This window comes from Microcoleus sp. LAD1_D5 (assembly GCF_036702115.1).
GTDB lineage: Bacteria > Cyanobacteriota > Cyanobacteriia > Cyanobacteriales > Microcoleaceae > Microcoleus.
This window is the reverse complement of the sequence record NZ_JAUBSA010000003.1, coordinates 22102-42980: the sequence shown is the minus strand read 5'-3', so window position 1 is coordinate 42980 and position 20879 is coordinate 22102. Positions and strand designations below refer to the sequence as shown.

Here is a 20879-nt window from a genome sequence, read left to right as displayed (position 1 = left end):
GATCGAACATAATATAAGGTGCGTCATATCCCAAACCCTCGATAAATTCTAGAGTGAAAGTCTGACGCACCCTACAACTGGTAGAAAGCAACTTCTAACACAGGAATTCGCGTGGATCGGTGACATACCCAGTCAGGGCAGAAGCCGCCGCCGTATAAGGCGAAGCTAGATAAACTTGCGCTTCTTTATTTCCCATCCGACCGGGGAAATTGCGGTTAGTTGTAGACACGCAAATTTCGGGTTCATTCATCCGCCCGAAAGTATCTTTTGGCCCGCCCAAACAAGCGGCGCAAGAAGGCGCTGCGGGTTCGATGCAGCCTGCAGCTAAGAAGATTTCCGAAAGCGTTTGACCCTCGTATTTTGTGACAAACAAATCTTCGTAAACTTTCTGAGTTGCTGGTACTAAATAAGTCGGAACTTTGACTTGATTTCCTTTCAGAATGCGGGCGGCATTCAGAAAGTCGGAGGTTTTGCCGCCGGTGCAGGAACCGATGTAAACTCGATCGATCTTGACATCGCGGCAGTTGCGGGCTAAGTCGCGGTTGTCGGGAGAGTGCGGTTTGGCGACAACTGGTTCTAATTTGCTGACATCGTAGGTGCGATCGCTATAAAATCTAGCATCCCCATCGCTGTAAAATGAATCGAAGGGTCTGTCAGTCCGCGAAGTAACGTAATCAAACGTAGTTTTGTCGGGCGCAACCGTGCCGTTTTTACCGCCAGCTTCAATCACCATATTGCACAGCGTCATCCGTTCTTCCATCGTCAAACGCTCAACTGTATCGCCGGCAAATTCCATCGTCCGGTAGTTAGCACCAGCAACGCTAATATCACCAATAATCTGCAAAATCAGGTCTTTTGCTAACAAATAATCCGGCAGTTCACCGTTGAACACAAAGCGCATCGTCGCCGGAACTTTGATTAACAGTTTGCCGGTTCCCATGATAAAAGCCGCGTCTGTATTGCCGATACCGGTGGCAAATTGTCCGAAAGCGCCGGCATTACAGGTGTGGGAATCGGTGCCGAAGAGCACTTCGCCCGGCCGAGTGTGGCCTTCTTGTGCTAGGGCGATGTGGCAAACTCCTTTGTAGTCGGGATTTGCTTTGAAGTCCGATCGATCCGTGATGTCGTAAAAGTATTTTATCCCTTGTTCTTTGGCAAAATCGCGGAGAATATCAACGTTGCGGTTAGCGCGTTCGTCGTTGGTGAAAATGTAGTGGTCGGGAATGAGGACGATTTTGTCGGGATTCCAGACTTTAGCATTCTCACCGAATTCGCGTTTGAAAACGCCGATGGTGCCGGGCCCGCAGACATCGTGGGTCATCAGCACGTCTGTTTCTACCCAAATGTTTTCTCCGGGTTCGACTTTAGTGCGGCCTGATGCTTTGGCTAATATTTTTTCGGTCAGAGTCATTCCCATAGTTCGATCGCTCTTTTTTATTAGATGCTACATAGTGTATTGTACGAAACATCGCCTGATGTTGACAGGTAATTTATCAACTAAAGATTTTCTTCAATCTCAAATCTCAAATCTCAAATCGCTTGACTGCCATTAGCACAAAAAAAAAATTATGCAAGTCACTCGATTATGTGACTGGTAACTAACAGCTAGTCAGTGTTATTGTTAGTGATTATTTAACAATAGTCCGGACAGTTTTTATATAGCCCAATGGCTTATGCTCGCTTGACTTTGAGCCACTGTGGATAATTAAATCAATGTCAGCTCCACCCCTGACTTACATTTAATTCGACTTTTTTACGATCCTTGCCCTGTAAAGCTTGTAGTATCGTTCCAAAAACTGTCCGGAGTATTGATTTAAGAAAAGCAACTTAAATCAGGGACTGTCAAAAATCTCAGAGTGCATTTCTACAGTTGTAGACCTCAACCAGAGTGAAATGAGCAAGATACCCGCATCGCAATGGTATCTACTTTCGCCATTGTCACCTTGTATGCCACTGGAGATAATTCCCATGAATTCACAGACACAAATCAATCAAATCTTGGATCGGGTAGGGGCGATAGTTGTGGAAATTGCAGGCGAAGTGCAATTCATGACTCAACGGGCAGAAGAACTTTTGAGCCAGTATTTTTTACACCGCATTCCCTACTCCTTGCCAGAATCCTTACAACATTGGTTCAAGGATCAAATTTCGCGACTCACGTTCAACGGTGATATTCCATCTCGCTGTTTGCCCTTGCACATTCAACAAGCAGGAAAACAGTTGATAGTCCGTCTGATGCCCGATCGCATCAAAGAGCAATATCTCTTGCTGTTGGAGGAAGAAGAACTGCAATCATTCTCTATTTCCGCCCTGGAATTGCTAGGACTCACCAAACGCGAGGCGGAGGTTTTATTCTGGATTGCCAAAGATAAAAGCAATGCAGCAATCGCTAAAGCGATCGGTTGCAGTGAAGGAACAGTACGAAAACATCTGGAACATCTTTACGGGAAACTAAGCGTACAAACCCGGACGGCTGCTGTGATGGTTGCTCTGGAAAAATTGGGGTTGTTCAACGGGGAATTTGTTGCAATATCTTCATAATCCTATACGCGGATCGTCGTATTGCTCTCAAAGTTTATTTTGAGGAATATGGGATCAAACGCTATACGGAGTCTCTAAACTGTGCCAAACAAAAATCCACTACGGAGGTAAAAATGGAAACCAATAATGTAGATGCAACGGTCGATTTTGTCGATGTCGGTGTTCAGAAACAGGATTCGGCAGCTCGCGAAGGTCAATCTGATGCTAAACCAGGCATCGAAAATGAAACCTTACTTCACACGCTACGCGCATCATCGATGTTCTCTGTGGAAAACAAAGAAGTTTTACCTCAAAAAAGCCAAGAAGATGCAACAGTCGATTTTGTTGATGTCGCTGCACTGAAACAAGAATCGGCAGCTCGCGAAGGTCAATCTGATGCTCAACCGGGCATCGAAAATCAAACATTCCTTCACACCCTACGTGCATCATCGATGTTCTCTGTGGAAAACAAAGAAGTTTTACCTGAATTTACCCGTTCCAACACAGGGACATAGAACCGTATTCATTCGCAATTACTCATTGTAAGAGGTGGAATATGCTCACAATTTGCAACAAATATACATCTGGTGTTTGGGTAGCTATTATGTACTATCGCCCCAACTGTCCAGATGGTGGAAATTGGGCAAAAAAAGGTTGGTGGCGGCTCAATCCTGGCGAATGCAAAGTGGTGTATGGGGGTAGTTTGCGTAGTCTGAATCGCTACTACTGCTACTATGCTGAGGCTGATAACGGAGCAAGTTGGGCAGGGCCTTACGTGAGGCCTGTCCCTCCACAAACATTTGACTGGTGTGAGTGGACAAGCAGCACCCAAGCAACTAATGTAGGCTTCCGGTTGCTTGATATTAACAGTTACGACAATTTCACGCTGAATTTGACAGCATAAATCTGAGTGGCGTTGTCAAGTTAAATTTTTATTCTAAATTTAACTTGACAAATCTATCCAAATATACCTCTCCAATAATCATTGTGGAACAGGCATCCTGCCTGTTCAAGACTGCCTTTTCTGGAGAAGTCTAATAGGAATCGTAACAGTTACATAAGTTGTTGCAATATCTTCATAATCATATACGCGGATCGTCGTATTGCTTGCCAAATGAATTTGGATGATTATGAGATAGAAAGCCGTTATTCAGCTTCGGCACATAGCGATAAACTACTTCCCATTAACGTTAAATAACAAGGAAACAAACCATGTCTTCTACCACAGAAATTTTTGTATCGAATTCTCAGCTAGAGCTTCCCACAATTCAGGAAAGCCAAGAGGCTAACCTTGAAGAGGTGCGTCAACTGGGCGCGCCTCAAGATGGAGCTTCGCCCGCAATATTGTTTGGTAATGGCTACGCTTATCGCCATGACTGGGGGTTCAAGAAAGGACAGCACATCTTGCCTCTCAATTGGGGCTTAATCACACCCAACTCTCTCGTCTTCGTTGCGATCGGCGAAGGTGTTTCTCCAAATACCACGGCTGGAAAGAAGATTGGTGAGGCTCGATATACTCTCCATAACGTTTCCCCACAAAATGGTGTAGTCAAGATTTGGGTCAACATCGAGTGGGAACACAGCCTGATTCGGCTCTATGCTGACTATTTCGTATTCAACCCTTAGAAGCATGGATTAAATACAGGGCTGTTTCTTGACAAGTCACAGCCTGGGAATTCCATAAATCTCTTTGCCAACTCAACGCATTATCCAACTCTAAATAAGAGGTATTTTATGTCTCAACAACCTAGTTTTCCTATCCCAGAAACTGCCCAAGCTGATGAAACAACAGGGCGTTACATTATTACTTTCCGCGATGATGCGGTGATAGAAGCGTTAGACCTTCTGAACGACCAAACTGGCATCACAGGCCTGGCAAACGCTGCCGATTTCCCCGACTCTGCTCTAGACTTGAGCCAAATTGAAGCAGCAGGGGGAGCGGTGTTTCCCACTCTCGGCGTTGCCGTTGTTTCCTTAGACGAAGGGGGTTTCAGCAGCATCATGACCTCAGTGGGAGAGAATTCTGCTATCCTGGCGATCGAACCGGAGAGCACTTTCTACGCCATTAGCGATGGGTTGTCGGCAGACTACCTGCGGGGCTATCGCGATGCGGTGGATAACCTGTACGAGAAAGCCACTAATACAGAGGTAGCAGACATCCAGAAACAAGAATGTTTTGCTGATGATAGCGAGTTTACTTGGGGTCTGAAGGCAACGAAGGCGATGAAGTCTCTGTTGAGTGGTAGCGGAATCAAAGTTGCGGTGCTGGATACGGGGATGGATCTATTACATCCCGACTTCGCGGGTCGATCGATCGTATCGCAGTCCTTCGTACCGGGGGAGGACGTACAAGATGGCCACAGTCATGGCACGCACTGCATTGGGACAGCCTGCGGGTTCAAGGATCTTAACGGCCGCAGGTACGGGGTCGCTCACAAATCGACCATTTATGTCGGTAAAGTGCTGAGCAATGCCGGTAGTGGCGCTAGTGGCTGGATTCTGGCTGGCATGGAATGGGCGATCGCCAACGGCTGTCAAGTGATCTCAATGTCATTAGGAAACACCACTCGAACACCGTCTACTGCTTACGAAACTGTGGGCCGCCGGGCACTGCAAAATGGGTGTCTGATCGTGGCAGCCGCCGGCAATAACGGACGAACCGGAGGAACCGTCGGACAACCAGCCAATAGCCCGTCGATTATGGCTGTTGCAGCGATCGATAACTGCGTCCAAGTGGCTGACTTCTCGGCTACTTCTGACCTAATTCAAGGAACTAAAGTCGATATCGCCGCTCCAGGAGTGAAAGTATACTCATCAGTGCCTATGAATAAAGGGCGTTATGCTGCTTACAATGGCACTAGCATGGCTACACCGCACGTGGCTGGGCTCGCGGCCTTGTATGCCGAATCGACTGGTAAACGAGGTGCTGAACTTTGGCAATTGCTGACTTCCTATGCTATGGCGCTACCGTTGCCAAATACTCGTGTCGGAAGCGGTTTAGTACAAGCTCCGTAATGCAGAATACCCAAATCCCCGCAGCAGTTTAAGCCTGCGGGGATTTAACAGAAGACAATTTACAATACCGCAATGGATTTGCTCCAAAGGATGCTAAATATGTCTGACGAACAAGTACAGCGCATCATAGTGACTGTTGACGACCAAAACATATCGGTAATTCAATCGGTTGTCACTGCCTTAGAATCGGCGGGAATGAAAGTGGAGCAGGTGCTAGCTGTTACTGGCATCATTACTGGAGAAGTTTCTCAGTCGAAGTTAGAAAGACTAAAGAGCGTACCGGGCGTGGCTAGTGTCGAGATCGATCGAGAAATGCAGGCAATTTAAACCTATTATTTAGGGGTGAGTAGATCCAGTTTTGCTAACCCCAAATACCGAATGCCTTCCGGTGTCACGTCAAACCGACAGGGCAAAATTTCTACACCTGCACTAATTGCCTGTCTGAACAATTCTCCGTAAAGGCGATCGGCACTATCCCCCGGAGCAAAATCAGTACAATCTCCGCGATTAATAAAATACAGCATTACAGCCCTCGAACCCTGCCGCACCACTTCTATCAATTCTCTCAAATGTTTCTGTCCCCTCTCCGTCACTGTATCGGGAAATAAAGCCAACTCCTCTTTTACCCAAGTTGTATTTTTCACTTCCAGAAAAATCGGTTTTTCCTCACCAGTTAGCCAAAAATCCACTCTACTTTTTTTATCAATGCCGTAAACAACCTCCGGTTGAATTAAACTGTAATTGCCCAACTCTGGAAACAATTTCAATTCCAAAGCTAATTTAACTACTCGATTTGGCAACCCAGTATTAACTCCCACCCAAGTTGGCACAGTGTCGCAAACTTTAATTAATTCCCAAGTATAAGCTAACTTGCGTTTAGGATTGTCGCTGGGAGATACTAGCACTGGATTGCCCGGAATGTAAACACCAGTCATCGGGCCAGTATTTGGACAGTGCGCGGTGATTATTTCTCCAGAATCTAGTTCTATTTCGGCAAAAAATCGCTTGTACCGCTTGATTAAAATGCCGGGTAAAAGAGGGGGATATTTGTAAATTAAGTCAGTCATTCTATTTTAGATTTTAGATTGAGGAATCCTAGCATGAAACGACGGTTTGTAGTTTAGGGAGGCTTACTTATTCATTCATTCTTTGTTTCATATCCTTTGCAGCTAAAGTATAACCTCCATCAGCACCGTCTATAAAATGTACTTGGCGACCGTTGCGTTCAAAGACCAAACAAGTCATCAACGCTCTGTCAGCAACGTGCAAACCGTAAACCAGCTTGCCTTCTCGGTAATTATTTTCCAAGTACGCCGTCAATTTTTTTCGCTGCCACCCATTCCCCGAAATTACCATTCTCAACATATCATCAAATTTGCGGTAATCCGTAGCGGCGATCGCAATATCTTTATAAACTCCCCAATCTAACTCTTCTGTCTTAACTTTTAAATTCATTAGCAGCGAGCCAAGTGCCGTCTCTAACTGTATTTTTGATAAATCTCTCTGGCGGTCTAACCAACTAGCATTGTACGCTTTAACTTGAATTTCTTTGATCAGCTTTTTGCTATTCAATGTCAAATTAAGATTTTTACCATTAATAGGATTTAAACAATCTTCCTGGCCGTAAATGGATTCGATTTTTTCTAAAATATTTCTATAACGTTGATGGTTCTGCTGATCCAAATCCGATCGCACCATTACCAGCAGCGTTACTATTTCCCCGTACTTGCTGGGAATATCCTGCCATCGGCACTCCAATCCCGAAAAATCGGCTGTTGCAGAAATGCCCTTATTTTTAATAGTGTAAATATTACCAGCAGCAGGGTCTTTAATAAGTTCAGTAGCACGGGTTAAGCCGCCGCCAACAAAAACAGCTTGGCTGTAATTTTCCGAAACTTTAAACTTAGCTATTTTAACTGGGTAATTAGCTGCTGCCACAACTTTAACCGGCACAGCCCCAACTCGCAAATCCATGTCAAATTGAGTCTTAGCCATTTGTTGAGTGGCGAGCAAAGCAATCTTAGCAGCGGGTAAAAGCGATGGGCCCATTAAAAGAGTAGCGCCGTCGCCACCAAAGACAAAGGGAATCTCAGTTTTGCCTGCTACATTCAAAACAGCAGCGATCGAACTAGCCCCCAATAAGTTAACTTCTTTGTAGCGTCCAGCTTCAATCGCTTTGGTAGAACCGCGAATATCTGTGACAATAATGTACCAGTCATGGGGTACATCAACAAAATTCCGCAAGTCAGTAATATCGATAAAATTGTCCAGTAAACGCAATTCGGAATAGAACTTTTCTGAATTCATGATATGATTCTCCCGATTCGCTATTAAAATAAGTGAATCCTTTTAGCATTAGCGTTTGTAACCATTTGTGTCCCAATTACAGAAGCCCTCTCGTTCCCTCGCAGGGATTGCCGGCATTGTCGCAGTCGCCACTCTAATTAGCAAAGTCTTTGGATTGGTGCGCCAAATTGCGATCGCCGCAGCCTTTGGAGTCGGTGTCGCCGTCGATGCCTACAACTACGCCTACGTCATCCCTGGTTTCTTATTTATTTTGCTGGGAGGGATTAACGGGCCATTTCACAGCGCCATAGTCAGTGTTTTAGCCCGCCGGGATAAAAAAGAAGCAGCACCCTTAGTCGAGACTATCACCACCTTAGTCGGGGGCTTGTTGCTGTTGGTGACGATCGCTTTAATTATTTTTGCAGATCCGCTGATAGATGTGGTGGCGCCGGGATTAAATAGAACAGCAGAAGGTTTACAAATTAAAGCAATTGCCGTCCAGCAATTTCGGATTATGGCACCGATGGCATTACTTTCAGGCTTGATAGGCATTGGTTTTGGCACTCTCAACGCGGCCGATATGTACTGGTTGCCTTCAATTAGCCCTTTATTTTCCAGCGTTGCACTTGTCGGCGGTTTGGGGGTTCTCGCACTGCAACTCGGAGACAAAATTATTCAGCCGGAATACGCACTAATGGGTGGCTTAGTGTTAGCTTGGGGAACTTTAGCTGGTGCAGTTTTGCAGTGGTTGGTGCAACTGGTGGCGCAGTGGCGCGCGGGCTTGGGAACATTGCGTTTGCGGTTTAATTTTCAACGGCCCGGAGTGCAAGAAGTAATTAAGGTGATGGTTCCTGCTACCTTATCATCAGGAATGCTGCAAATTAATGTCTATACTGACCTCTTTTTTGCATCCTACATCCCTCAAGCTGCCTCTGCGTTGGGTTACAGTGGCTTGTTAGTTATGACGCCTTTAGGCATCATTTCTAATGTAATTTTAGTGCCATTTTTACCCATATTTTCTCGCCTCACCGATCCGAGAGATTGGCCGGAATTAAAAGATCGAATTCGTCAATCTTTAGTTTTGACCGCCCTTACGATGCTGCCGCTGAGCGCTTTAATGGTAACGCTGGCCGGGCCGATCGTCCGCGTGGTTTACGAACGCTATGCTTTCGATCGGTCAGCGTCGCAGTTTGTCACGCCGATATTGATGGCTTACAGTATTGGAATGTTTGTGTATTTGGGACGCGACGTTTTGGTACGGGTATTTTACGCTTTGGGAGACGGGGAAACCCCTTTTCGCATCAGTATAATCAATATCTTTTTAAACGGTCTTTTGGATTATTTGTTGGTTGGAGCTTTTGGGGCGCCCGGATTAGTTTTGGCGACGGTGGGAGTGAATCTTATTTCGATGATTATGCTTTTGTACTGTTTAAATAAAAAGCTGGGTGGCCTGCCTTGGGGGGAGTGGAGTTTGCCTTTTCTGGGGTTAACTTCTGGCAGTTGTCTAACTGCTTTCGTTACCTTGGCTACTCTGCAAGCGTGTCAAAGAGTTTTGGGTACTGAAGGTTTGGTAATTCAATTAGTGCAGTTGAGTGTGGCAAGTTTTGTAGGGTTAGGGGTTTTTGCCCTGTTTGTCAGTCAGATGAAGTTGCCGGAAGTTGATATGTTTGTCGATCGCATTCGGGGCCGTTTTCGCAAATAAATCGGAAAAGCTAAAACCGGAATTTTACATGAGAAGTCTCGATAGACAGACAAGACTTCGCGATTTGCGAGGTTTATTTGCTAGGAACCCCACGCCTCGTGAATGTTGCCGTAGTCGTTAATGGCATACTCTATTTGCAGCATCAAGCGCGGTTTCTCAGTTGGCTGCGTTCCTTTGTGAAAGCAAAGGGGATTTTCTACAAAGCCAAAACCAGCTTTTCCGCAGACATTTACCACATTTTGGGCACCGTAACATTCAACAATCTTTTCGTCGTCGATGTCTGCACAGCGCGTGCCTATAAGTTGGTGCAGCAACTTTTTGTCCTTGTGAGTTCCGCGAATGTAAGCGTGCGGCCCGCTGGAAATATCGACATCCGTAAGGTAGAAGAAAAATTTAATGAACCGATAGTCGTCTAAATCGTAGTGAAATACTTGGGCGGCCTCACGCTGCTGGACATGAGTTCCTGCAACGGGAAAACTCCACGATATTTCACTTCCCATGTGTACTGCTTGGGCACCTAGAAATTTAGCTGCAATAGCCAATATGCCGGGGTCTTTTTCCAGTTTTTTGAGAGTTGAAGATAGCTTGCTGTTGCTCATGTAGCTGCAAAGGCGGGAGTTTTTGGGCAAGTTTGCACCGACTTGTTCTGTTCCTTTACAGCGCCAGGGACGCTTCAAATCTCTGTTAATGTAGCAAACGGTAGAACTGGCAAATTCCAAAAGTTCTTGAACTACATCTTCAGGTAGCTGGAGACCCTGATAGCAACTGTCAGTTTCGATAGTGGCAGCGATCGAATTTACATCCAAATTTCCCAAAATCGAAGATTCTTCTCGGCCAATTTCACGGGGTTTAGTTGGACTCTTCAACAACATCGCTGCCCAGTCGCGTACAATCTCGAAACGAGCAAACTTTCGCATTAAAAACAGTCGGGGGTCTTGAGTCAGACATTGATAGTTTTTAAGGCAATAGTTGGAAAGCTTAGACCATAATTTTTCCGGAGATTGAATCAGGGTTGTATTCATCGGTTGCAGTATATTTGGTACAAAATTTGCTTTTGTAGGCTGCACCTTTGATGATTAAATGTTTTCTTGTTGGCAAGAACATTGAGACAGCTAGGAAATTTATAATCGCTAACTATTTTAACACCATTACTTTCTTTGGTCAATACCAAGCTCGTCTTTTAATAACTGTGTATTTTCGTCTCACGGCGAATTAAAATTCTGTTCGATTGAATACAGTTACAAATTGTTTTTTGCTGCTATTACTCGCTAATGCCAGAATTGTAGGGTGCTTATGGCGCACCTTACCACTACTGAAGATTTGACACTCTACTAAGACTTACGCACCAACTCGAATTGTAGGGTGCTTATGGCGCACCTTACCACTACTCTAGGGTGCTTATGGCGCACCTTACCACTACTCTAGGGTGCTTACGGCGCACCTTACCACTACAGAGAGTGTCACAATTAAAAAGTTGCGTCCAAGACTGTCTACATAATAACAAGTCTAAAGAAATTGTAAAAATATACTCAAAAAAATAAGGCGGGCATGGCCCACCCTACATACAGACGTTCCGCGCAATTTCTGATTACATCTTCCGCTGAAATTCCTCCAGAACATCCATCAATTGAACTTGACACTGCATCGGAATCAACTCTGCCAGTGGCACTTCCCGCTTGCCGCCGCCCAACTTGACTGGAATTCCTTGCAAAACTCGTTCAACTTTGTCAGCATCTAAATTGCCATCTTCGAGCATGGAATAAAGTTGTTCGGCAACAACTGTATGCAGGTGAGCATCTCTTAGATACAAATGCCATTTGGCAATGTCAATGTAGACATTTTCGCCGATTTCGGCTGCTAAGGATTCGATCGCCTGTGTAGTATTAGCCATATCAAAAAAGCACAAAGTTATTTGTTATCAATCAAAAGACTTAACAAATCGCCGACAACTGCCTTCAGCCAGAATCTTTGGTGAGGGGCGAATAATCGGCGATCGCAAAATGGTAAATCGCGTGGGCCAAAACTACTAGAGCCCATCCACCCGTTACCGAAATTGCCCAAGGCCAATCAGCCTTTTGCAAATTGTGAACAAACCACAAACCAGAATTGGTAGCAGAAAAAAGACCGACGTGGATAGCAAAATTCATCCGGTCATCTAAACGGCGATACTCTGGATCATTGCGATCGGGTTTGCGGGGCCAACGAGGAGGCATAGTTTTTCACTTGATGTTAGTAGTTCTCTGCCTATTTTAATCTTAAGTGCAGCTTTTTGAATTCTACATCCCTCTCAAGGTAGAAAATTTATGCCTCGAAATTTTCATAGTCCCCTGACTTGCCGCCGCTTTTGCTCACCAGTCGAATCGATTCAATGGCGATCGACTTTTCCAACCCTTTCGCCATATCATACAAAGTCAGCGCCGCCACCGAAACCGCCGTCAGCGCCTCCATTTCCACCCCTGTTTCCGCCTTAATTTTCACCGTCGCCCGAATTTGATACCCCGGCAAATCAGCATCCGCTATCACCTGCACCTCCACGCTACTCAGCTGCAGAGGGTGACACAGAGGAATCAAATGTGCAGTCTGTTTCGCCGCCATAATTCCAGCCAGCCTTGCAGTGCCCAACACATCACCTTTCGGCGCATTCCCCGCTTCAATCGCCGCAAACGTCTCTGGTAACATCCGCACCCGGCCTGCTGCCACAGCTTGTCGCACAGTCGCCACCTTCGCTGAAACGTCCACCATTTGGGCTTCCCCGCTGTTGTCGAGGTGAGTTAGCTGTGCCACATCGGGCAATTTAGAAAAAGTTTGCGAAAAGTCTTGCATTATTTTGGTAATGGTGTTACTGTTAGATTCTGTGAGAAAAGAACTTAATCAATTTTAGATTAAATCTGAACTCTACAGGGGCTTGTAGCTTAGTTGGATAGAGTGCATGGCTACGAACCATGAGGTCGGGGGTTCGAATCCCTCCAAGCCCACTACTAAAAGTTATGAATTTTGAGTTTTGAGTTTTGAATTAAGAAATTAATTCAACTCGCGATTCAAGACTCATAACTTTTTTAATTTGGTACGTTTACTGATTCAAAGCATAAATATCTTTGCCTCGACCGATCGCAAATTTCATCGAATTAGACAAGCCCTTGCTAGACTGAGTAATAAAAACCAGCAAAGCCAAGCCAGCGAGGCCAGCCGCAAAACCAAACATATTTCTGTAGCCAACTTGTTCAGCAACAAAGCCTAAAGTCGGCCCAGCAATCGCAATTCCCAAATCAAATCCGCCAATACAAAGCGAAAACAAGCGGCCTCTTTCATGAGGTTCGCACCGGTCAGACATCAGCGTTACCATCATCGGCAAAACCGTACCGCCCGCGCAACCTTCAACCAAAGCTGCGATTAAAAAAGAACTGCTGTTGTTAGCAAAATACAACAATAACATAGATACGGCATAACAGATTAAACCGCCAGAAATAAACAAGCCGCGACCGTATTTGTCCGAGGCCCGTCCCGTGACCAACCGTATACCGAAACTGGCGATAGCCGCCGTAGAATAAAATAATCCAGGATTCAAATTAGCCTTCGTTTCTTGGATAAACAAAGGCATAAAAGTGCTCAAAGTTCCAAATACTAAACCAACCACCAATAACACTAAAGCCGGAATCCGCACTCTAGGATTCCAGAGCATTTCCCAGTATTTTTGGCTACTTTTATCGTCAGATAGCGAGTCAGAGTTTGTTAATTCGGCAAAATTCGGTTCCGCAATTTTGGAGGTAATAAATAGACTTATTACAGCGAAAGCTGCCGACATCGCAAACAAAGGAGTATAACCAACCCAAGCTTGCACAAATCCGCCAATAGCCGGCCCAACTGCTAAACCAACAGGGTTCACCAAGCTCATGTAACCGATTAATTCGCCCCGCTTTCCGGGCGGCGATAAATCTGTTACTAAAGCGCTATAAGCTGTGGTAAAAGCGGCGATACTAATGCCATGAAAAACGCGAATAAGTAACAGTAAGGGGATAGATTGAGCTAACAGGTAGCCCAAAGGGGCGATCGCAGCAACTGTGGCGCCTAGCAGCAAAACTTGTTTTCGCCCCCTGCTGTCGGCTATTTTACCCAACGGTGGCCTCGATAGCAAAAGTCCGATCGCAAATGCACCCATCACAAAGCCAATTTGCTGTTTTGTGCCACCCACAAATTGAACGTACAGCGGCAAAGTTGGCAGCAGCGAAGCCAAACTTGACCAGAATAGCAGCCCTGCGGTGAATAAAGTCAGCAAGCTGCGTCTGGGTTGGGGATCGATGTCCCTAAAAATATTCAAGATGCTAATTCCCTTTAAATCTTCTGAGTGCGCTCAAGCTGAGGTCGAGTGTATCTATATCATTGTGTTACAATTTCTTAATATTGGCAACGAAAAAACTTGATATTCGACTCAGAGTCAACCGTGAACAGTCAACAGTCAAGTGTTTAATTTCGTGCCTTTTGATTGCCGAATCCGATTTAAATACCCCTGTATTTATTAGTCTGGCGTTGCGCGGACTTGGTTTGTATAGCAGCGGTTTAAACCGCCGAGTCTGATTGTCAGTTTCACCAATCAACCTCAGCCCTTTCCTCCACCACCCGTTCATAAACCCACTCGGTTTCTATCGCCAACTTCTGCCAACTAAACCGGCGTTCCAAATCCTCATAAGCATTGTCAACCAACCACCGCGCGTAACCCGGATTTTTCAGCACCTCCAAAATCCCCCAGGCCAAAGAATCCCGATTATTTGCCTCAGTAACAACGCCAGTTTTAGTGTGCAGCACCACCTCTGGAAGTCCGCCCGCATTCGACACCACCACCGGCACCCTGGCAGCAAAGCTTTCTAACGCTACAATCCCAAAAGGTTCGTAAAGACTGGGAAAAACTGCACAGTCAGCCACCGTCTGGAATTTGTCGAGATGTTCCTCAAACATGAACCCAGTAAAATAACACTTATTCCAAATTCCTAAATGCCAAGCTAAATGTTTAAGATGGTCTGTATTGCCACCACCAACAATTACAATTTTTGCTTTACCCCCCATTTCCCAAATTACTTTAGGTGCAGCGTTTAGAAATACACCAATGCCTTTTTCATAGCTAATTCTTCCTACATAATAGACAATTTTCTCATCATCAGCAGCAAACCTGCGGCGGAAATCCATCGCGTCAAATTCGTGCCACCGGGGCTTTTTATCTGGTCTAATTCCGTTGTAAATTACCTCTATTTTGTTCCACGGAGTCGATAGTACCCGTTCGGCTTCTCGCCGCATATAATCGCTGCAAACAATTACCCGCCAAGCGTTGTAAGCGAGGTCGTTTTCCTTGGTGTTAATGTAGCGCTGCCCTTCATTGTGGATGCCGTTGAAGCGCCCGTATTCGGTGGCGTGGATGGTGGCAATTAGCGGTACTTTAAAGGTATGCTTCAGGGCGATCGCCGCATCTCCCACTAACCAATCGTGAGCGTGGATGATATCAAAGGGGCCTTCCTCAAGCATCAGTTTGCCACCTTGTTGGCCCATGCTTTGGTTGAGGTTCGCCACCCAGTGAAAAAAGTCCCTGGCGTGCCCCACCACCACCCGATGCACCCGTATTCCTTCCACCACTTCGTACATCGGCGCGTGGCCGAACTCTACTGTAATTAAGTGTATTTCGTGGCCGAGTTTTACCAATTCAGGATACAGTTCCGATACGTGGCGGGCGATACCGCCTACGATTCTGGGAGGAAACTCCCATGCCAATACCAAAATTTTCATCTTTCTTCCTCCAAATAATTTATATAACTTAATGTTTAGGATTTACGGATTTATTGTATAATTATCACCCTTAAATTTAAGTTGAGCGCAAGTTGATGCCCAATGCCTGACTTTTGGCAGCAACAAAGACAGAAAATTATGCCTAAACCTGGTTTTTGCAGGAAATTGCTCGATCGCCATTACCTGAAAAAAACAGGTTTCCTCAAGATTTGAGCCACTGAGGGAAGCAATGGCGATCGCCTCTACCCGCTTAGCGTTTCTTCAAAATCGGCTCCAATTCGCCGCGAAAACGGGTCCAAGCAGCAGCCGATGCAGAATTAGAAACAGCACCCTGACGCATCAAAATCGCGCCGTCTTCAAAGCCAACAATTCCGTAATCTCCAGATTTAGACATTCGATCGATCGCCGGTACGATCTCCTGCAACTGTCCCCGTTCCCCGCGAAACGCAGCCTGATACTGCTGCAACTGCCAGATATCGGCAATTACATATTGCATCTTCACTGCCTTCCCCGCATCATTGCGGAGTTCAAACATCGGAAACCTGAGAATTTCCCGCCTGCTTGACAAAAGCGGCACAAGAGTATTCGTCGCTGCCACGCTAGCATCAGCAGGAATTTGAGCCAATAGCGGCCGCACTTGCAAAACGTGCTGCCATTGTCTGACGAGAGGAACCTGCACCCAAGGATCGATCGCATCGGGCAAAATCAAAGAAAAAGTCCGATTTGGGTTAGAAGTGAAGGTAAAAAATAGCGACAAACAGATGCAAAACGCCCAAAAGCGGCGAAACTTTGAAGACGAAGGCAGAGGAAATAAAGCAGAAGGAAAACGCAAAAACATTCTTTCCTCTCTCACCATTCTATCTTCTTCCTTTTGACGCTGGGCCCACCACAGAATTGCCCCATAAAAAAGCCCTGGAACCACAGTCATCGCATAGCGAATATTAATCGCCAGCACCGACTCTCCTTTCGCTAAAAATAGCTTCAGCAGCGGAAATCCAGCTATCATCCAAGACGCAGGCGCGAAAGCAGGAACCAAAGCTAATGGCAACCACTGGCCAAGCAGGTATCTAATCTTACCAAAAAACGGCGTAAATAATTGTGCAACCAACCGTCCGGGATTGCTCACCATTCCCCAAATAATTTCTAGAGTCGAAGCTTCATCTCCATCGGCATATTGGCCGAAGCGCTCCATCATAAACCGCTGGGATATATCAGCAGAAAACAAAGGCATAATCAGATTGGTCAGGACGATCATATAACCAAAACTGAGTATGCAGACGGCTAAACCAGTCCGAGGGTAGCGCCGGCTCAAAATCAGGTAAACTCCGACGCCAAATAAAACAACTCCCCCATCTTCTCGCACGGCCAAAATTAAAGTTGCCAGAATCCCAAACAAGGGCCACCAGCGCTTCTCCATCGCCAGCAGCAAGCCAAAGACATACAGCGGGATTTGACAAATATCGTGAAAATTGCCCAAAGTCGGACCGATGACGGCGTTAGCGCAGTAATAGCTCACAACAATTGTCGCCGACAGCCTCGGTTCCAGATAGTGTCTGGCGAGAGCGTAGAGCACTCCTCCCGCCGCCGTAATTAAAGTCACCTGCAACACGGTCAAAGTGAGGGGCGAGGGAAACAGCGAGTAAATTGGCAGCCACAGCATTAGCGCCGGGGTGAAATGCTGCCCCAACCGATAGTAAGATACTTCCGGGAGCTGATTTTGGTGAACCACATTAGTGGACAAAGCCGAAGAAAGGGAACTCTCAAACAAGTGACCCCGAGTGCCGTTCCAAAAAAGTTGATTGAAAATGCCTTGGTCGTAAGTAGCGTAAAAGCTGTAGTAGCGGTGCAGCGTCAGCAACAGGCACAGCACAAAAAAGGCGGCCGCCACTTGAACCACCACCCGCAGCGACTCATTTTTCTTCCATCTCAAAAATATCATCTGCCCGCCGTAATGAAATTATCGGACAATAGCATAAATCTAAAGTAAGTATTAAATTAAAGTAGAAGTGAAATAACTCGGCTAGGCAATGCTCAATTATTTTCACCCGATCGAAAAGCTCAACAGCGTCCATCCAACACTCGGCACCACCGGCACTGACTGTTCTCCCGAACAGCCGGTAAATTCCGAACCGCTTTTACAGCTTTTGCTGTTTGTAGACAAGCGTCCCTCTTCCCGGGAACAGACCAGACACATCCGCAAGTCCCTAAAGGATTTGAAGGCAGAGTGCAACTTTGAGCTTCAAGTCATCGACGTAGGAGAACAGCCCGATTTAGCCGAACACTTTAAACTTGTAGCCACTCCCTCGCTGCTAAAAATTCATCCTGATCCGCGACAAACTCTCGCCGGCAGCAATTTAATCGCCCAACTCGAACACTGGTGGCCCCGCTGGAAGCGTTCTGTAGAAGAATACACAGCTCAGCAGCAGTCAGCCCCAGCACTTGCTGGAACTTTGACTAACCCAAAACCCATCTATTCCGTTGCTTCCGCCGCCGAACTTGTGCAGCTTTCCGATGAAGTTTTCCGCCTCAAACAGGAAAAAGAACACCTGCAAGAGCAGTTGCAGTTGAAAGACCGGATTATTGCGATGCTAGCTCACGACTTGCGAAATCCCTTGACGGCCGCATCTTTGGCTTTGGAGACTTTGGAGTCAAGTCAGAAGGTGAAAGAGGGGGAAAAGTCGCGTTTGACACCGACTTTGGCGGCTCATTTGATGAAACAAGCCCGCCGCCAAATCCGAATTGTCGATCGTATGATTACAGATATCCTGGAAGCAGCCCGGGGTACAAACGCTCAACTCCACATTGAACCAAAAAGAATAGAACTGGGGGCGATTTGTCAAGATGTAATCTTGCAGTTTCAAGACAAATTTCAGGCGAAAAGTCTGAACTTAGAAACAGACATTCCCACAGATTTGCCCTTGGTTTATGCCGATCCCGATCGCATCCAACAAGTCATAGTCAACCTGCTTGACAACGCCAGCAAGTACACGCCAGAGCGAGGAATTGTTAATCTTTCAATTCTCCACCGCACCGCTTACAAAGTTCAAGTCAGCATTTGCAACAGCGGCCCGGGAATTCCTGAAGAAGACTGCGCGAGCATTTTTGAAGACAGCTTTCGCTTGCAGCGAGATAAATCAACCGACGGTTACGGCATTGGACTGTCTCTGTGTCAAGGCATCATCCGCGCCCACTACGGTCAAATTTGGGTAGACTCCGTACCCGATAGAGGCAGTTGTTTTCACTTTACTTTGCCCGTTCAAAAATAACTGTCAGTTGCGGTGCCCTGAACGTAGTCGAAGGGTCAGTTGCGGTGCCCTGAGCCTAGTCGAAGCGTCAGTAGCAAGCAACCGAGACTATTACAGCTCAACTTGAACGCAGTGCAGCAATAATCTGTGCGTTTGCCTTGGGAAAAGTAAATTGGTCAATTTCGTCTAATGTTACCCAGCGAATTTCATCGCATTCGATCGTTTGCGGTTCCCCGCTGACGTGGCGACAATGGTGCACATAGAGCCTAACTGTAAATTTAGTGTAGTCGTGGTCAATTGTAATCAGGCGATCGCCAACTTCTACGACAATCCCCAACTCCTCCATAATTTCCCGTTCTATGCAAGCTTCGATTGTTTCCCCAGGCTCTATTTTACCGCCCGGAAACTCCCAGAAACCCCCGTGCTGTCCGTGTTGTCGGCGCTTGTCAATCAAAATTTGTTGGCGATCGTTCCAGATCGCAGCAACGCCGATAACTTTGTGGGCAACAGGAGAAAGAGACATATTAATTGGGAATTGGGTATTGGGAATTGGCTATTGAGAATTTAAGAATAATATCAATAATTATTCAATTATTTAATCTAAAATCTAAAATCTAAAATCTAAAATCTAAAATCTAAAATCTAAAATCTAAAATCTAAAATCTAAAATATTAAGCCCCCATCTTGCGAGGGGGGGGCTTGACACTTGTATCACTTAAATGTTAATAATCTACTAATCGTCCGAGCCGTGTCTCTCACTGGCTTGTATGGACTTTTCAAAAGTCATTCGCTGTTCGGCATTTTTCAGAAAATAACCGCTAATCATAGCCGAGGCGAGCAATCTACCCAAATGTTCGCGACTGGTAGTAACTGTCACCCCGAAGTGTTCCGAAGGCAAATTCCCCAATAGTCCAACAATATTTCGCTCCATTACTTGAAACACTTCGTGAGAAGTCGGCTTAGACAACTGAGAAACAGTGTCGGGAGCCATTGACTGCACGTATTGCCATAATAAGTTGGCATTTTCTCCGTCTTCTTCAAAGAATTCTGGGGATTTATTAGATGAGTTGCTCACGAGTACCTCCGTTTCAGAGACAGCTTGTTATGTTAGACGCGGGCGGTTAAATTAAATAACCCTTATCTGATCGCTGCTGATCTTTATTACTAAGTAATTACTAATGTAGCAGGACAGTCGTAGCAACCAAGTGGGCACAACCGAATTAAAAGCGGCGGTTTTTACGATTTTAGATTGGGGATGGCGAGTGGGGGAGACCCGATCGCCAATCCCCAATCTACCTAGCTGGCTAGATAATCGTTCATATCTTGCTTGCGCTTGCGGAGTTTGGTCAAAGCTTCCCGTTCTATTTGCCGCACTCGTTCCCGACTGATGTTGAGACGATCGCCTATTTTGGCCAAAGTTAAGGTTTGCCCGTCTTCTAAACCAAACCGCAAGGCGAGCACTTCTCGCTGTTGCTGAGTCAGTTCCGCCATCAGGTGGTCTAAGTCAGTCCGCAGGGAAGATTGCAGAGCAAAATCTTCCGGGGTAGTACCCGTATCTTCCAACAAATCGCCCAACTCTGTATCTTGATTGTCTCCCACGCGCAAGTCCAGGGAAAGTGGCAGGCGGGCGCGATCGAGATATTCGCGAATCTGTTTGGGAGTCAATTCTAGCTCTGATGCCAATTCAGCAGCCGTGGCCGCACGGCCAAGCTGTTGAGCTAGTAGGCGCTGAGCTTTTTTAATTTTGTTGAGCTTTTCGGTGATGTGGATCGGCAAGCGGATGGTGCGGCCTTTTTCGGCGATGGCCCGAGTAATTGCCTGACGAATCCACCAATAAGCATAAGTCGAAAATCTGTAGCCCTTAGTCGGGTCAAATTTTTCTACTCCCCGCTGCATCCCGATCGTGCCTTCCTGAATTAGATCCAGTAAATCTACGTTGCGCTTGATATATTTCTTGGCAACAGACACTACCAGGCGGAGATTCGCTTCCACCATTTGGCGCTTAGCCCTTTCCCCGTGTTCGATCGTCCGCTGCAACTGTGCCTCAGACAGCCCAACTGCCTGTGCCCATTCAGCCGCCGTCGGGTCGCGGCCTAACTCTTCGGCTAAAATATTTTTCTCCTGATGCAGTGCGGCTGAGCGCTGTACCTGTTTCCCGTAGAGTATTTCTTGCTCATGGGTCAACAAGGGAACGCGGCCGATTTCCCGCAAGTAAGCGCGAACAGAATCTGTATCTGAGGACTTAAGAGTTTTCATGAGCTTTTCCCGCTGAGGATCTGTGCCTCTAAAGGTTTGCGGTAGTCGCAAACCCCTAGCTTTAGCTGGGAAGGAAAGCGGGCGGG

21 protein-coding genes and 1 tRNA gene are annotated in these 20879 nt (G+C 46.2%); 9 read left to right on the top strand and 13 right to left on the bottom strand.

Annotated elements, in window-relative coordinates; translation table 11 throughout:
- Positions 1–94: 94 nt before the first annotated feature.
- The gene (locus QUA70_RS02285) at positions 95–1417 is read right to left on the bottom strand and encodes a 3-isopropylmalate dehydratase large subunit (RefSeq protein WP_333333349.1); all 1323 of its coding nucleotides are present in this window, start codon (positions 1415–1417) and stop codon (positions 95–97) included.
- Between the two features lie 551 nt (positions 1418–1968).
- On the opposite strand from QUA70_RS02285, the gene QUA70_RS02280 reads away from it, so the two are divergent.
- From QUA70_RS02280 to QUA70_RS02255, 6 genes are all read left to right on the top strand, one after another.
- A complete protein-coding gene (locus QUA70_RS02280) occupies positions 1969–2541 on the top strand; it encodes a helix-turn-helix transcriptional regulator (RefSeq protein ID WP_333333351.1) in 573 nt (190 codons plus the stop codon).
- 113 nt (positions 2542–2654) lie between these two features.
- On the top strand, positions 2655–3035 hold the full coding sequence (locus QUA70_RS02275; RefSeq protein ID WP_333333353.1) for a hypothetical protein: 381 nt from the start codon (positions 2655–2657) through the stop codon (positions 3033–3035).
- A gap of 41 nt (positions 3036–3076) precedes the next feature.
- Entirely contained in the window at positions 3077–3424 is a 348-nt protein-coding gene (locus QUA70_RS02270; RefSeq protein ID WP_333333355.1) for a DUF1036 domain-containing protein, read from the top strand.
- 308 nt (positions 3425–3732) lie between these two features.
- Positions 3733–4146: a hypothetical protein gene (locus tag QUA70_RS02265; RefSeq protein WP_333333357.1), complete on the top strand. Its 414-nt coding sequence runs from the start codon at positions 3733–3735 to the stop codon at positions 4144–4146.
- Positions 4147–4254: 108 nt separating this feature from the next.
- Positions 4255–5535, top strand: a complete 1281-nt coding sequence (locus QUA70_RS02260) for a S8 family serine peptidase (protein WP_333333359.1) — start codon at positions 4255–4257, stop codon at positions 5533–5535.
- A 99-nt stretch (positions 5536–5634) separates the two neighbouring features.
- Positions 5635–5862 carry a hypothetical protein gene (locus QUA70_RS02255; protein WP_333344475.1) on the top strand — a complete coding sequence of 76 codons (228 nt, stop codon included), beginning with the start codon at positions 5635–5637 and terminating at the stop codon, positions 5860–5862.
- A 5-nt stretch (positions 5863–5867) separates the two neighbouring features.
- Here QUA70_RS02255 and sfsA read toward each other — a convergent pair whose 3' ends face one another.
- Positions 5868–6602 (bottom strand): DNA/RNA nuclease SfsA, encoded by a 735-nt coding sequence (gene sfsA / locus QUA70_RS02250; RefSeq protein WP_333344477.1) that lies wholly within the window; start codon positions 6600–6602, stop codon positions 5868–5870.
- Between the two features lie 67 nt (positions 6603–6669).
- The gene (locus QUA70_RS02245) at positions 6670–7842 is read right to left on the bottom strand and encodes a DUF3095 domain-containing protein (RefSeq protein WP_333344479.1); all 1173 of its coding nucleotides are present in this window, start codon (positions 7840–7842) and stop codon (positions 6670–6672) included.
- Positions 7843–7909: 67 nt separating this feature from the next.
- On the opposite strand from QUA70_RS02245, the gene murJ reads away from it, so the two are divergent.
- On the top strand, positions 7910–9523 hold the full coding sequence (murJ, locus tag QUA70_RS02240; RefSeq protein WP_333344481.1) for a murein biosynthesis integral membrane protein MurJ: 1614 nt from the start codon (positions 7910–7912) through the stop codon (positions 9521–9523).
- Between the two features lie 80 nt (positions 9524–9603).
- Here the strand turns inward: murJ and QUA70_RS02235 are convergent, their stop codons facing one another.
- From QUA70_RS02235 to moaC, 4 genes are all read right to left on the bottom strand, one after another.
- Positions 9604–10545, bottom strand: coding sequence for a phytanoyl-CoA dioxygenase family protein (locus QUA70_RS02235; RefSeq protein WP_333344482.1), 942 nt, complete (start codon positions 10543–10545; stop codon positions 9604–9606).
- 566 nt (positions 10546–11111) lie between these two features.
- The gene (locus QUA70_RS02230; RefSeq protein WP_333335616.1) at positions 11112–11414 is read right to left on the bottom strand and encodes a DUF3181 family protein; all 303 of its coding nucleotides are present in this window, start codon (positions 11412–11414) and stop codon (positions 11112–11114) included.
- Positions 11415–11478: 64 nt separating this feature from the next.
- Positions 11479–11736 carry a 2TM domain-containing protein gene (locus QUA70_RS02225; protein ID WP_006633890.1) on the bottom strand — a complete coding sequence of 86 codons (258 nt, stop codon included), beginning with the start codon at positions 11734–11736 and terminating at the stop codon, positions 11479–11481.
- Positions 11737–11824: 88 nt separating this feature from the next.
- Positions 11825–12346 (bottom strand): cyclic pyranopterin monophosphate synthase MoaC, encoded by a 522-nt coding sequence (moaC, locus tag QUA70_RS02220; protein WP_333335613.1) that lies wholly within the window; start codon positions 12344–12346, stop codon positions 11825–11827.
- Between the two features lie 78 nt (positions 12347–12424).
- Here moaC and QUA70_RS02215 point away from each other — a divergent pair.
- Positions 12425–12498: transfer RNA gene (locus QUA70_RS02215), tRNA-Arg, on the top strand.
- Positions 12499–12593: 95 nt separating this feature from the next.
- On the opposite strand, the gene QUA70_RS02210 is transcribed toward QUA70_RS02215, so the two are convergent.
- The 3 genes from QUA70_RS02210 to QUA70_RS02200 form a co-directional block, all read right to left on the bottom strand.
- Positions 12594–13838 carry an MFS transporter gene (locus QUA70_RS02210; protein ID WP_333344484.1) on the bottom strand — a complete coding sequence of 415 codons (1245 nt, stop codon included), beginning with the start codon at positions 13836–13838 and terminating at the stop codon, positions 12594–12596.
- Positions 13839–14104: 266 nt separating this feature from the next.
- The gene (locus tag QUA70_RS02205) at positions 14105–15292 is read right to left on the bottom strand and encodes a glycosyltransferase family 4 protein (protein WP_333344486.1); all 1188 of its coding nucleotides are present in this window, start codon (positions 15290–15292) and stop codon (positions 14105–14107) included.
- Positions 15293–15542: 250 nt separating this feature from the next.
- Entirely contained in the window at positions 15543–17231 is a 1689-nt protein-coding gene (locus QUA70_RS02200) for a DUF2079 domain-containing protein (protein WP_333344488.1), read from the bottom strand.
- 88 nt (positions 17232–17319) lie between these two features.
- Here QUA70_RS02200 and QUA70_RS02195 point away from each other — a divergent pair, with 88 nt between their 5' ends.
- On the top strand, positions 17320–18558 hold the full coding sequence (locus QUA70_RS02195) for a histidine kinase (RefSeq protein WP_333344490.1): 1239 nt from the start codon (positions 17320–17322) through the stop codon (positions 18556–18558).
- A gap of 97 nt (positions 18559–18655) precedes the next feature.
- On the opposite strand, the gene mutT is transcribed toward QUA70_RS02195, so the two are convergent.
- The 3 genes from mutT to QUA70_RS02180 form a co-directional block, all read right to left on the bottom strand.
- A complete protein-coding gene (mutT, locus tag QUA70_RS02190) occupies positions 18656–19060 on the bottom strand; it encodes an 8-oxo-dGTP diphosphatase MutT (RefSeq protein ID WP_333344493.1) in 405 nt (134 codons plus the stop codon).
- Between the two features lie 210 nt (positions 19061–19270).
- The gene (locus QUA70_RS02185; RefSeq protein ID WP_172187001.1) at positions 19271–19612 is read right to left on the bottom strand and encodes a DUF760 domain-containing protein; all 342 of its coding nucleotides are present in this window, start codon (positions 19610–19612) and stop codon (positions 19271–19273) included.
- A gap of 221 nt (positions 19613–19833) precedes the next feature.
- Entirely contained in the window at positions 19834–20793 is a 960-nt protein-coding gene (locus QUA70_RS02180; protein ID WP_333335591.1) for an RNA polymerase sigma factor, RpoD/SigA family, read from the bottom strand.
- Between the last annotated feature and the right edge of the window lie 86 nt (positions 20794–20879).